This window comes from Pseudomonas sp. FW300-N2A2 (genome assembly GCF_017351735.1).
Classification (GTDB): domain Bacteria; phylum Pseudomonadota; class Gammaproteobacteria; order Pseudomonadales; family Pseudomonadaceae; genus Aquipseudomonas; species Aquipseudomonas migulae.
On sequence record NZ_JACNDU010000001.1, the window covers coordinates 18,833 to 32,206 of the forward strand.

The 13,374-nt window shown below is 62.5% G+C and carries 10 protein-coding genes; all 10 read right to left on the bottom strand.

Translation table 11 applies throughout. The features are described 5' to 3' along the window. Positions 1 to 31: 31 nt before the first annotated feature. Positions 32 to 628: a glutathione S-transferase gene (locus tag J4E42_RS00070; RefSeq protein ID WP_207284238.1), complete on the bottom strand. Its 597-nt coding sequence runs from the start codon at positions 626 to 628 to the stop codon at positions 32 to 34. Beyond that, complete coding sequence (locus J4E42_RS00075; protein WP_207284239.1) at positions 625 to 4,266, bottom strand: SbcC/MukB-like Walker B domain-containing protein; 3,642 nt, start codon at positions 4,264 to 4,266, stop codon at positions 625 to 627. Before J4E42_RS00075 ends, J4E42_RS00070 begins: the two co-directional genes overlap by 4 nt. After that, complete coding sequence (locus J4E42_RS00080) at positions 4,263 to 5,507, bottom strand: exonuclease SbcCD subunit D C-terminal domain-containing protein (protein WP_207284240.1); 1,245 nt, start codon at positions 5,505 to 5,507, stop codon at positions 4,263 to 4,265. Before J4E42_RS00080 ends, J4E42_RS00075 begins: the two co-directional genes overlap by 4 nt. 268 nt (positions 5,508 to 5,775) lie before the next feature. After that, a complete protein-coding gene (locus J4E42_RS00085) occupies positions 5,776 to 7,416 on the bottom strand; it encodes a BatD family protein (protein ID WP_207284241.1) in 1,641 nt (546 codons plus the stop codon). After that, positions 7,413 to 9,149, bottom strand: a complete 1,737-nt coding sequence (locus tag J4E42_RS00090) for a VWA domain-containing protein (RefSeq protein ID WP_207284242.1) — start codon at positions 9,147 to 9,149, stop codon at positions 7,413 to 7,415. Before J4E42_RS00090 ends, J4E42_RS00085 begins: the two co-directional genes overlap by 4 nt. Then, positions 9,146 to 10,225, bottom strand: coding sequence for a VWA domain-containing protein (locus tag J4E42_RS00095; RefSeq protein WP_008042895.1), 1,080 nt, complete (start codon positions 10,223 to 10,225; stop codon positions 9,146 to 9,148). Before J4E42_RS00095 ends, J4E42_RS00090 begins: the two co-directional genes overlap by 4 nt. Next, a complete protein-coding gene (locus tag J4E42_RS00100) occupies positions 10,218 to 10,712 on the bottom strand; it encodes a DUF4381 domain-containing protein (protein ID WP_008030120.1) in 495 nt (164 codons plus the stop codon). The genes J4E42_RS00095 and J4E42_RS00100 overlap by 8 nt, the downstream gene beginning before the upstream one ends. Further along, a complete protein-coding gene (locus tag J4E42_RS00105; RefSeq protein ID WP_008042897.1) occupies positions 10,709 to 11,653 on the bottom strand; it encodes a DUF58 domain-containing protein in 945 nt (314 codons plus the stop codon). The genes J4E42_RS00100 and J4E42_RS00105 overlap by 4 nt, the downstream gene beginning before the upstream one ends. Before the next feature lie 5 nt (positions 11,654 to 11,658). Next, positions 11,659 to 12,618 (bottom strand): MoxR family ATPase, encoded by a 960-nt coding sequence (locus J4E42_RS00110; protein ID WP_008030123.1) that lies wholly within the window; start codon positions 12,616 to 12,618, stop codon positions 11,659 to 11,661. Positions 12,619 to 12,894: 276 nt separating this feature from the next. After that, positions 12,895 to 13,248, bottom strand: coding sequence for a hypothetical protein (locus J4E42_RS00115; protein WP_207284243.1), 354 nt, complete (start codon positions 13,246 to 13,248; stop codon positions 12,895 to 12,897). Positions 13,249 to 13,374 lie beyond the last annotated feature (126 nt).

A 13,374-nucleotide genomic window follows, 5' to 3' on the forward strand; every position in this document is an offset into this window, starting at 1 on the left:
CGGGCAAGCCTCGCTCCTACACGGGGGGCGGTTATTTCTTCATGATTGATGTGAACAGGTCCGATTCCAGGAATCGCTGCAACCACGCCTGCAACCGCACGTAAGGCGTCTGCCCGAACCATTCGCGATCGACATGGGCGAACTGCCGTACGAACGGCATCAACGCCACATCCGCCAGGCTCGGATGCGCCGCCAGCAAGTAATCGCGACCCTCCAGCAACGCCTCCAGCCTGCGCAAGAACACCTCACCCTCGCTGCGATAAAACGCCATTGGCTGCTCGGGATAACGCTCGGCGTACTTGTAGCGATTCAGATGCACCTTGAACACCTGATCGTTCTCTTCGATCAGCGCCGCGATCTGCGCTTGCCCCACAGGATCATCCTTGAGCAACCAATCCTGCGGATCGTTCTGTTCCAATGCCCAGTGCATGATCGCCAGGCTCTCATCGATCACTTGGTCGTCGACGCTCAGCACCGGCACCGTGCCTTTGCTCGACAGCGCGAGCATCTCGGCAGGCTTGGCCTTCAGGCTGACCTCGACGATGTTCACGGCAACGTCCGAGTAACGCAGGGCCATCCGCGCCCGCATGGCGTACGGGCAGCGGCGGAAGGAGTACAGCGTGGTCATTTCACCTCCAGGGTACTCAGGCCGTTGCCCTGACGGTGGACCTGGATCTGCACCGGGATCCGTTCGTGCATTTCCTGGACGTGGGAAATTACCGCGACCTTGCGGCCCTGAGCCTGCAAGCCATCGAGGGCGTCCATCGCCAGTTGCAGGGATTCGGGGTCGAGGCTGCCGAAGCCTTCGTCGATGAACAGCGATTCGATTTTCAGCGTGCTCGACGCCATCGATGCCAGGCCCAATGCCAGGGCCAGCGACACCAGGAACGTCTCGCCACCGGACAACGAATGCACCGAGCGCAGCTCGTCGCCCATCTCGGTGTCCATCACCAGCAAGCCCAGCATGCTGCCGCCGCGTTTGAGGCGATAGCGCCGCACCAGTTGCCGCAACTGCACGTTGGCGTGATGCACCAGCAGGTCGAGGTTGTAGGCCTGGGCGATCTTGCGGAAGGTGTCGCCGGTCGCGGAGCCGATCAAGGCATTCAAGCGCGCCCAGCGCTGATACTCGCTGTAAGCGTCGGCGATTTGTTGCGCCAGGGCCTGATTGGCGTTCTGCCGGCGCTGGTCCTCGGCCTGTTCGGCGCGCAGTTCGGCGCAACGGTGCTCGCTGGCGGCAAACTGGTTTTGCAGTTCGGTCAGGGCGGTGTCCAGTTGCGCGGCATCGAGATTACCGTTGTGCTGCGCCTGATGACTGGCCAGACGCTTGTCGCGTTCCTGCAACAACACCTTGGCTTGTTCGATGGATTTTTCGTTGTGCTGCAACCGTTGACGCAATTCGCTGACCTGTTGGTCGTCGACGCTCAGCAACTGCTCAAGGCCGCCGTCATCCAGTTCCGGATGCAAGGCGCGCCAGTCGGCAATCTTCAGGCCCAGTTCACGATCTTCGCTTTCAAGGGCGAGCAGGCGGTCTTGCTGCGCTTTCAGTTCCGCTGCCAGTTGCACCAGGTGCGTGCGCACCGATTGCAGTTCCTGACTGACGGTCGCCTGGGCATTGCGCGCCTGTTCGACGGCTTGATCCAGTTGCTGTTGCCAGTGTTCGGCGCTGCTGTGGGAACCGAGCAGTTGCGTCAGTTGCTGCTGGCAAGCCTGTTGCTGCTCGGTGAGCGTGGTGAACTGGCGCTGAGCGGTTTCCAGCTGCTGGACGCGGGTCAGTTGACGATCCTGTTCCTTCTCCAGCGTCTGCTGGCGTTGTAGCTGTTCGCTCAGTTCATCGCGTTGCTGGTCGAGTTGCTCCAGGCGCTGGGCGATCTGCCGGTCGAGCTGCATGAAGGTAGCAGCCGGTTCGTTGCGCAAGGCGTCCAGTGTGTCGGCCGGGAGCAGGGTGCTGAACGCGATCAGCTCTTCGTCCAGGCGCTGACGGTCATTGCTCAACTCGCGTTGCTGGTTGGCCAGATGCTGGGTCGCCTGCTGACTCGCGGATTCGGCGTTGCGCAGTTGCTGTTGCAGGCGCGTGGCGTCCTGTTGCAGGGTGAGCAGGGCGGTCTGGCGCTGTTCGTCCTGCGTGATGCTTTGGTTCAACTGGCTGTTTTGCTGGTTCAACCAGGCATCGCGTTTGGCGCTGTCCTGGGTGAAAAGCTGCGCGGATAACGGGTGCGCATCGAGGCTCGGGGCCAGGCTTTGTTGCTGAGCGAGCAGTTGTTCCTGCTGTTGCAGCAACTCCTTCTGTTGCGCAATCACGCCGCCGACTTCGGTACGCAGGTCGGTGAGTTTTTCCTTGAGCGAATCCACCGCTTTTTGCGCGTTGGCCTGTTCGCTTTCATCATGGCGGCCGAGGCTTTGCAGCAGCGCTTCCGGTTGATGATAAGGATGGTCCGGGCTGCCGCAGACGGGGCACGGCTGATCGTCCTGCAATTGCTCGCGAAGTTCTTCGACACTGGCGCTGCGTGCCAGACGCTGACGTTCCAGCAGTTCGCGGGTCACCGTCAGGGTCTGTTCGGCCACGGTCAATTCGTTTTTGGTTTTCACCCCGTCCTGGGTCAGACGGTCGCGCTCCTGCTGGGCAACGGTTTGACGTTGCTGCAATTCGGCGATGCGCTTGTCCAGTTCCTGCTGGCCAGTCCACAGCCGCGTCAGCTCTTCAATGGCGCGCAGTTGCTTGCGGTTGTCCTGCAACAGAGTGCCCAGCAGCTGGATCTGTTCGGCCACCGCATCAGGCTCGGCGCCGGCCTCTTTGTAGAGCACTTCCAGATTCTGTTTTTGCGCCGCCAATTCCTCGGCGGCATGGGTGGCGTTCTGCTCCAGAGAGGCCAGTTCCGCCTGCCCCTTGTTCAATCGATTGCCGATCAGCATCAATTGTTGCAAGCGGTCGCGGTAGGCGTTCCAGGCATCGCTGAGCGGCGCCAGATGGGTGCTTTGCTCAAGTTCGGCGGCAATCCGTTGCAGGCGCTCGGCAACCCGGTTCTGCTGCTCAAGCAAACCTTGAATCGTCTGTTGGCCTTCGGAGCAGGCCCGTTCTGCTTGCTGCTTGAGGTCGGCGCTGAGGCCGGTGTCCTTGATCAGGCGGGCGAGGGTGCTTTGCGCCTCAAAGGCCTGACGCAGCAGTGGCGCGCTTGAAGTGTGTTGGCTTTGCGCCTCGATCAGCGCGGTTTGCGCTGCGCTGAGACTGTGTTCGAGTTGCGTCTGGCGGGTTTGCAGATCCTGTTCTTGCCCGGTGTGCTGCTGGATCTGCGCGGCCAGCGGCGTGAGCTGGGCGGTCAGTTCGGTCTTGCGGGCGAACTGGTGCCGTTGTGGTGCCAGTTGTTCCAGTCGCGTCAGCTTCAAGCGTTCGCTGGCCAGGTTTTCCCAGTCCTGCCGGGCGCTGGTCAGTTGCTCGGTGGCGCTGAGCTGCTCGTCCTGCAATTGGCGCAGCTCTTTCAGCCAGGTGTGCTGCAACTCCAACTGTTTGAGTTGCGCCTGTTGAGTCTTCAATTGCTGCTGTGCTTCGTTGAAGCGTTCATCCAGTTCTGTGCGGGCTTCGGGTGACAGCGGCGTGACGCCGGTGGCCTGATCCTGCAACAGCTTGTGCGCTTCACGGGCCTCTTTGGCCTTGTCGAAGGCGCGACGGCCGAGACGCGTGTAGAGCGCGGTGTCGGTGAGTTTTTCCAGCAGTTCGCTGCGTTCGTTGTCGTTGGCCTTGAGGAACGCACTGAATTCGCTCTGGGCCAGCAACACGGCACGGGTGAATTGCTCGAAGTTCAGGCCCAGGACTGCTTCGAGCTGGACCTTGAATTCAACCTTCTGACTGGCCAGCAGTTGATCCAGATCGATGTCGCGCAGGCTCTGACGGCTGTGTTGCAGCTTGCCGCCGGCCTTTTCCCGGGCGCGATTGGCTTCCCAGCGCGCGCGGTAGCGACGGCCATCGATGCCGACGAAATCCACTTCGGCATAGCCTTCGCCCGTACCGCGACGCAGCAATGTGCGCGGGTCACCGGTGCTGATTTCACCGTCGGCGTCCGGCGCTTTGGCCGATACTTGCGCGTTGCTCAGCCGCGGCACGGCGCCGAACAGCGCCAGGCACAAGGCATCGAGCAAGGTACTTTTACCGGCACCGGTCGGCCCGGTGATGGCGAACAAACCGGCGCTGGCCAATGGTTCGGCGGTGAAGTCGATTTCAAACGGCCCGGCCAGGGAGGCGAGGTTTTTCAGGCGGATCGCGAGAATTTTCATGGCTGTTCGCTCTCCATCTGCACGTCTTGCAACAGCTCGGCGAAGTCCTTCAGCGTTTGCTCATCGACCTCGCTGCCGTAGTTGTCCTGCCAGGCGCGGCTGAACAATTCCTGGGGCGTGAGCTGATCCAGTTCAACCAGGGTCGCACCGTCATCGAGGCCATCACGGCTGCCGTTGCCGGCGTACTCAGCGGCGATGCGCACCAGGCGCACGGCTTTGCCTTGCAGCGCGGTTTCGACCTGATGGCGCAAGTCGGGTTGCGGCTCGTCGAGGCGCACCCGCACTTCCAGCCACGGCTGACGCTGAGTGTCGGCGAGCAAGTCGATGTTCGGCAGGTCGGCCAGTTGCAGCAGGATGTCGGCCAGAGGTGCCGGGCCGATACGTTGCAGGTTGACGGCGCGGGGAATCAGTTTCGGTTCGACGCTGACCAGGGTTTCGCCGTCGAGCTGGACGTCGAGAATCTGATGCTGATAACCGATTTCGGAGAACGACAATGGAATCGGCGAGCCGCTGTAGCGAATGCGCTCTTCACCGTTGACCTTCTGCGGTTTGTGCAAGTGGCCAAGGGCAACGTAGCTGATGCTCGGGCCGAAGAGGCTGGCGGGCAGCGCTTCGGCGTTACCTATGATCAGGCTGCGCTCGGAATCTTCGGACACCGAACCGCCGGCCATGTGCGCATGACTGATGGCAATCAGCGCCTGACCTTTCTTGCGCTTGGCGTTGGCGGCTTCGATCAGCCATTCGTGAACCTGGCCAATCCCGCGCAGGTAGTTGTCGCCCAGGTGCGCGCCGGTCACTTCGGCAGGTCGCAAAAATGGCAACGCCAGGCACCAGGCGACGGTTTTGCCCTTGGCGTCCGGCAGTGGCAGCAGCAGGCGCTCGGCGTCGAGCTGGCCGTCATCCAGCCACAACACACGACCCAGCGCATGCGTGCGCAAACGGCGCATCAACGGTGCAGGCAATTCGATGCGCGAACCGGAATCATGATTGCCGGCGATCATCACGATGGTCAGCTTCGGCTGCTGTTCGTGGGCGCTGACGATGAAATCGTAGAGGCGTTCCTGGGCTTTGACCGGTGGATTGACCGTGTCGAAGATATCGCCGGCGATCAACAGCACATCGGGCTGGTCCAGTTTCAGTTGATGCAGCAACCAATCGAGGAAACAGCCGTGCTCGAAATCGCGTTCCTGGCCGTGCAGGTTCTGCCCAAGGTGCCAGTCGGAGGTGTGAAACAGACGCAAGGCGAGCTCCGTAGGAAATAGAGTGATGGCCGCGAGGAAATTGACAGCGGCGAAAGGGGAGAGAGTTTACGGGTAAAGCGACACCAAACCTACTGCAGGAACTGGCCACCACAACCTCAAGGGCCTCTTCGCCGGCAAGCCTGGCTCCTACAGGGATTCGCGCCGCCCCCGGCCTTGTAGGAGCGAGGCTTGCCCGCGAAGGCGGCCTTGAGCGCGACGCGGAACTCGGGATCGCTTCGCCGGCAAGCCGGCTCCTACAGGATTGGGGTTACTTCGGGTAGAGCGGTGGCAGGCCGCTGTCGCCGACCGGGTCTTGAACCCGCTCGGCAATCGGGATTGCCTTGATCGCGCGCCACAGCTCTTCACCTTGCCAATGCTGGCCGGTCTCGCTGTACAGCGCCCCGTTCAAACCATCCAGCGCGTCCGACAACGGCACGAAACGCGCCGCCATGTCGGCCAGGGTTTCCGGTTGTTGCCGGGCCCAGGCGTCGAGGGCCTGTCGGGTGGCGTGGGAGTCGTTGGCCTGACAGGCGCGCTTGAGGTCGTCGAGCACGGTACGCGGGCTCGGGCCTGTCTGGGCCGCGCGCAGGATCGCCGGTTGCCAGCGGGCACGCCACCAGAGGCCGAAACCCAGCAGGGTGGTGCAGGCGAGAATGACGGTGCTGAGTTTCCACCACCAGAGCGCTTCATTGTCGGCAGGGGAAATGACCAGCGGCGTGCCGGCCGGGGTATCAACCATCAAGCCAGGATTGTTCACCACTTGCAGCGTCCGCGCCGGCAGGCTGCTGTGTTCCAGATGATCTTCGAAGGTGTTCCACCAGACCACATCCACAGCCGGCAACTCGACGTTCCCCCGCTGGACAGGCACCAGTGCCTCACGGTCCTCGCGGCTGCCGATCAGGCCGCGCTCGCTATTCTGGTTGACCAGCACCGGCTGATCCGGATAGCGCCGTAAGCCGTTGACGTCGGTGGCCGGCAATGGCGGCAGTTGTGAACTGGCCAAACCTTCGGCTTCCAAAATCAGGCTGCGAGTCAGAGAGTCACCCACTTGCGTGTGATCCGGTTCCGGATTCCAGCTCTCGCTCAGGGTCAGGCTGCGGGCCGGCAGCCAAGGCACGTCAGACGGGTAAGTGGCAGGTTTCGGCTTGACGGTCAGCGGCAGTTCGACCGAGCTGACACGCATCAATTTGCCGGATTTCGGCACCTGGGACTCGACGTCCTTGGCCGGCTGCGCGTCCACCAGCGTGGCGCTGAAAACCTGCGCCGGAATGGTCAACTGGCCGCTGTGTTGCGGGTAGATCGCGTAGCGCAATTCGATCACGCCATGGCGCAGGCCGTTGATGTCTTTTTCGTAAGTGCGCGACTCGCCCAACTGCTCGATGCGCGCATCGGGAATCTGCAACGGAGTCAGGCTGCTGTCGTCATACAGCGACACGGAATGGTAGATGCGCAAGGTCAGGAGCGCCTGGGCCTGCACGTACACGCTGTTTTGATCGAGGCTGGCGTCGATGAATACCGGGGCCAGTTTTTGCGTGCTGTCCTGGGTTTCGCTCTCGACCACTTGCAAGGTGATCGGCTGGCTCTGCACATCGCCCAGTTGCAGCGACGGAATCACCACGCTGCCGTTCTGGCGAGGCAGCAGGGTGATGATCCAGCGGGTGGTGGCGCCGTTGCCGCCGTTAAGGGTCGTCAACTGGTTGACCTGGCGGGTGCCGCGCACTTCAAACAGCGGCTCCAGCGCCGTCAGGTCGGGCTTGCCGAATTGGGTGACATCGTTGGACTCCAGGGTCAGCTCGACCGTTTCGCCGGAGTTCAGGCGACTGCGGTCGACACTGGCGACCAGTTGCGCAGCCTGGGCCTGAACGGTCCAGATAAACAGTGCAAGCATGAAAGCGGTGAAGCGGGTCATCGGGTTTTTTCCTGATCCTGATGTTGCTGCTGTTCGTACCAGAATTTGCGCCTGAGCAATTCGCCCGGGTCGTCCGGGATCTTGCGCAGCCATTGTTCCAGCGCCTGGCGCTGTTCGCCATCGATGGTATCGCTGGCAGGGCGCAACGGCGGGGTGGTGCTTTGTTCGTCGCCCAACTCGCTGCCGGGCACCTCATTGGTGCCGGGGCGCGCCGGTGTCGTATCCGACTGTTCTGCATCGGGTGCCGTGGTCTGGGCATCGGACTTCGGTTCGCCACTGTTCGACTGTTGGGTGGCTGCGCCCGGCGGTGGTTCCTGCGGGGTCCCGGCCTCGTCGCCTTCGTTTTTGTCCGGTTCAACGGGTGCCGGCGTATTTTTCTGCTTGATCAAGCTTTCCACCAAGGCCTTGTTGGTCTGCGCCGGGCGCAGATCCGGTTGCCGCTCCAGTGCCTGATCGTAAGCATCCAGCGCGGCTTCCAACTCACCGCCTTTGGCCAGGGCGTTGCCACGATTGTAGTGGGCGTGGGCATCATTGCCTTCGGCGAACCGCTGGGCGGCGCCACTGTAGTCGCCGGCCTCGTAGAGCGCCACGCCTTGCCATTGCCGATCCTGGAAATGCTGCGCGGCCTCGGCCGGACGCTTCTTTTTCAACAGATGCAGGCCTTGCTGGTCAGGGCGCAACCACAAGTCTTCGAAGTCGAAGGCATAGCTCGGCTGCGGCAACAGGAACAGCAGCGGCAGGCAGAGCAACCAGCCGCGTCGCCCGGCGCAGGCCGCCAACAGCAACAGCGGCAACAACAGCCAATAACCCTGATCGGCCCAGCTATCGAGACGCAGGGTCTGGCCGTCATTGCGCAAGTTGCGCGGGCCATCGAGCAAGCCGAGGGCGCGCAGGTCAGCATCGTCCAAGCGCGCGTGGCGATAGCGCCCATCGAGGCCGTTGACGAACGCTTTCAGGTTCGGCTCGTCGAGGTGCGGCACCAGAATCGCGCCCTGATCATCCTTGAGGAAACTGCCGTCCTCCTGAGTGATCGGCGCGCCTTCGGCGGTGCCGATGCCGAGCATCAAAAACCGGGTCGACTTGCCGTCCAATGCCTGTTGAATGCCTTCGCGTTCCAGTTCAGTCAGGGACGAACCGATCAGCAGAATCCGGCCGTCACCCAGCGCGCCTTGACTCAGCAGCGCAAGGGCCTTGGTCACTGCGAGATCGGCGCGATGGCCGGTCTGGGGCATCAACGACGGCTTGAGCGCCTCCAGCAGATTGCGGCTGGTAGACAGGTCATCCGACAGCGGCACCAGCGTGTGTGCGCTGCCGGCGTAGACGACGATGGCGGTCTGGGCGTCGCTGCGGTTTTGCAGCAGGTCGAACAGCTTGCGCCGGGCCTGTTCCAGTCGGTTTGGCGTCACGTCGGTGGCGAGCATCTCCGGGGTCAGCTCAAGGATCACCACCAGCGGGTCGGCGGGTTTCTGGCTGGCTTGCTCGACGCGCTCCCAGCTCGGCCCCAACAGCGCCAGAATCGTCAGCATCCACGCCACACCGAGGGCGACCCACGGCAATTTGCTGTCGCGACCGTTGCCGCCACTGAGCAGCGCGGAATGAAAAGCCGGCGGCAGAATCATCTGCCAGCGCCCGGCGCGCTTCTGTCGATGCCAGAGTTGCCAGAGCAACCAGCCGAGCAGCGGCAACAGCAGCAGCCACCAGGGGCGGAACCAGTAAGGCCACAGCGCACTCATCGGCGCCTCCGCAGGCGCAGGCGCTTGAGTCGCTGGCGCCAGTCAGGCAATTGCGTTTGCAAGAACAGATCCTTGGTAAACAGGCGCTGCAACGGGTTATCCGGCCAGCGTTCGCGCGCCACCAGCAACAGGCTCAACAGCAACGCCATCGCCAACGGCCAGTGATACAACGCCTGCGCCGGGCGGGCCTGGGTCGGTTGCTGGGTCACGGGTTCCAGTTGATCGAGGGTTTCCTTGATCGTTTGCAGTTCCTTGCCGTCGCGAGCGCGGAAATACTGGCCGCCCGTGGCGGCGGCAATGGCTTTCAGCGCAGGCTCGTCGAGGTCCAGGCTCGGGTTGATGCCGAGGAATCCTGCGGTGCCGCTTTGCTCGGGATCGGCGCCGATGCCGATCGGGTAGATTTTCACGCCTTCCTTGGCCGCCAGCCGCGCTGCGGTCAACGGGTCGATTTCGCCGCCGTTGTTAGCACCATCGGTGACCAGAATCAGCACACGACTTTGCGCCGGACGCAGGCGCAGGCGTTTGAGCGCGAGACCGATGGCGTCGCCGATGGCGGTGTTTTTGCCGGCGATGCCGATGCGCGCTTCGTCGAGCCAGACCCGCACGGTGCGCCGGTCAAAGGTCAGCGGTGCTTGCAGGTACGCTCTGCTGCCGAACAGGATCAGGCCGACACGGTCGCCTTCGCGTCGCTCCAGAAAATCACCGAGCAAATGTTGCACCAGCGTAAGGCGGCTGACCTCATCGTCCTGCCACTGCATGTCAGGGAAATCCATGGAACCGGAAACGTCCACCGCCACCAGCAGGTCACGGCCACTGGCGGCAATCGGCAACGGTTCGCCGAGCCATTGCGGGCGCGCTGCGGCGATCAGCAAAAACAGCCACAGCAGGATGAACGGCGCTTGTTGCCGCCAGGCTGGCAAGTTGGCCCGGGCACGGCGCCGGGCGAGGCCTTCGAGGTCACTGAGGAAACTGACTTTTAGCGCCGGTTCGCCGCTGTCGGCCACCGGCAGCACGATGCGCATCAACCACGGCAGCGGCAGCAGGGCGAAGATCCACGGCCAGGCGAACTCAAACATGTTTGCGAATCCACGTGTCGACGGCTTGGGTCAGGCCGGCGATGGCCTTGTCGTCGAGTTTGCATTCGGGTTTGTAGGCGCCTTCGACCAGTACCATCCAGCGCGTCAGCCCGGCGGCCGGGCAACGGTTGTCGAGAAACGCCAGCCATTTGCGCCCGTTGAGGGTGTGGCTCTGGCTGTAGGGGTAATGGTTGCGGCACAGGCGTTTGAGCAAGCCATTGAGTTGCTGCAGCCAGGCACCGGCCGGTGCGCCGTCGTAGGGCTTGGGCATCAGCGCCAGTTCGGCCAGTGCGGCGATGCGCACCGGGTCCAGCGGTTGTTCGGCGCGCACGATGGGGCGCTTGTTCGGCAGGAAACGCCGGGCCTTCCACAGGCCGAAGCCGATCAGCGGCAGTAACAACAGCAAAAACCACCAGCCCGGTGCCGGTGGCCAGAAGCCAATCGGCGGCGGGGAAATCAGCGGTTGCAGTTGATCGAGGCTGCTCATCGATATTTCCCCGGTTTTTGCGGGTTCAGGTACTCGCGCAGTTGTTCGACCATCTCGCTCTGGGTGCTCAGGGGCATCAACAACACCCGCAGTTTTTGCGCGAGCAATTCCCAATGGGCAATGCGTGCTTCGGCCTGGGCGCGGTAGGTCTGGCGCAGGTCGAAATTCAGCGTGTCGAGTTCCAGTTGCGCGCCGCGTTCGGCAAAGCGCAAAAGGCCGGCAGCGGGCAGGGCGTGGTCCAGTGGGTCGGACAGTGGCAGCAGCAACAGGTCGCAATGGCGCGACAGCAGGCTCAGTTGCTGCTCGGAACCCTCAGTCAGTGCGCGCTCGTCGCAGATCACGATCACCAGGCTGCCGGGGCGCAGCACCTCCCGGGCACGACGCAAGGCCAGGTTGAGGGCATCGCGGTTCTGCTCGCTTTCGGTGTGCAACGACTGATTGACACGCACCAGCCGGTTGAGAAATTGCAGCAGGCTTTGTTTGCTGCGCCGGGGCTTGATTTCGTAGTGTTCGTTATCGCCGAACACCAGCCCGCCGACCCGATCGTTATGGCCGAGCGCGGCCCAGCCGATCAAGCTGGCGGCCTGGGCGGCGAGCACCGATTTGAACATCAGCCCCGAACCGAAAAACAGCCGTCGGCTCTGTTCGACCATGATGAAAATCGGCCGCTCGCGTTCTTCGTGGAACAGCTTGGTGTGCGGTTCCTGGGTTCGGGCGGTGACGCGCCAGTCGATGCTGCGCACGTCGTCGCCGGCCTGATAGACCCGCACCTGATCGAAGTCGACGCCACGGCCACGCAGCTTGGAGTGGTGCAGGCCGATCAGCGGGCTGCGCTGGCTCGGCGTGGAGAACAGCTGCACTTCACGCACGCGATGGCGCATCTCGATCAGCTCGGCGAGGCTGACGCGGATGCCCGGCTCGGGCGGCAGAATGACGTTCATCGGGGTCAAGCGACGGCTACGACGTCGAGAATCCGCTGGACCACCCGGTCCTGGTCGATGCCAGCGGCTTCGGCTTCAAAGGACAGAATGATGCGGTGACGCAACACGTCGAACAGCACCGCTTGAATGTCTTCCGGGCTGACGAAGTCGCGACCGGCCAGCCAGGCGTGGGCGCGGGCACAGCGGTCGAGGGCAATCGAACCACGCGGGCTTGCGCCGTAGGCGATCCACTCGGCCATCTCCGGGTCGAACTTGGCCGGCGTGCGCGTGGCCATGACCAGTTGCACCAGGTATTCCTCCACGGCGTCGGCCATGTACAGACCGAGGATTTCCTTGCGGGCGGCGAAAATGGCCTGCTGGCTGACCCGGCGCTCCGGTTTGGTTTCACCGTTCAAGGCTTCGCCACGGGCCTGTTGCAGAATGCGGCGTTCGACGGTGGCGTCCGGGAAGCCGATTTTCACGTGCATCAGGAAGCGGTCCAGCTGCGCTTCGGGCAGCGGATAAGTGCCTTCCTGCTCGATCGGGTTTTGCGTGGCCATCACCAGGAACAGCGGCGACAGCTCGTAGGTGCTGCGCCCGACGCTGACCTGACGCTCGCCCATGGCTTCAAGCAAAGCCGACTGAACCTTGGCCGGGGCACGGTTGATTTCGTCCGCCAATACCAGGTTGTGGAAGATCGGGCCTTGCTGGAACACGAAACTGCCGGTTTCCGGGCGATAGATTTCCGTGCCGGTGATGTCGGCAGGCAACAGGTCAGGGGTGAACTGGATGCGATGGAACTGGGCTTCGATGCCTTCGGCGAGTTCTTTGATGGCCTTGGTCTTGGCCAGGCCGGGAGCGCCCTCGACCAGCATGTGGCCGTCGGCAAGCAGGGCGATGAGCAAGCGCTCGATGAGTTTTTCCTGGCCGAGAATCTGCGTTGAAAGAAAGGTTCGCAGCGCGAGCAGCGCTTCACGATGTTCCATCGATGACTGTTCCTGGAAAGGGTGACCGAAGACGTTCGAATAACGCCAGGGCTGGGGGCGTTACTTTAATCTATCGCGGGGGGCGGCGACTAACGGCATTTTGTGCAAATGTGCGCAGGAGGTGGGTTATCGATGTTGTTTCGGGGAATGTGGCGATTTTGCGGACGCCTTCGCGGGCAAGCCTCGCTCCTACAGGATCAGGGCAGCCGCGATATTGCGCTCGGCCTAAACCTGTAGGAGCGAGGCTTGCCCGCGAAGAGGCCCGTCCAGGCAACATCAAATCTCGCTGATGTAAGTCCCGGTCCCCTTAAGGATGTTCTGCAAGGTTTCTTCCACTTCCGCCAGATCACTCACACTCGTGCTGTGCGTAATCTCCAGCGAATCATCCCCATTCAACGCATCCGCATCCGCCGCAGCGATTTCGATCAGCAAGCGGGTAGGGCTCAGCGTCACTTTCACGCCGTCCAGCGTCGAAGGTTCGCCATCAAGGGTGATCTCCAGCTCGTCCTCGTCCGGGTAGCGGCTCATCAGGAACATTTCACCCTGATCGCTGTGGCAGGCGAGCATGGCCATGTTGTCTTCTTCCTCGTCACACGGGTTGACGATCAACAGGGCGGTGGTCATTTTCATGGGTATTTCCTGGCTCGGCGAGCGTTGTGAACACAACAAAAGGCAATTCTGCCAGCCCTCGGGAATTTCTGCTCGGCTGACTGTCAGAGAATGTGACGTGAACATTCGGGGCGCTGTTGGTCATTT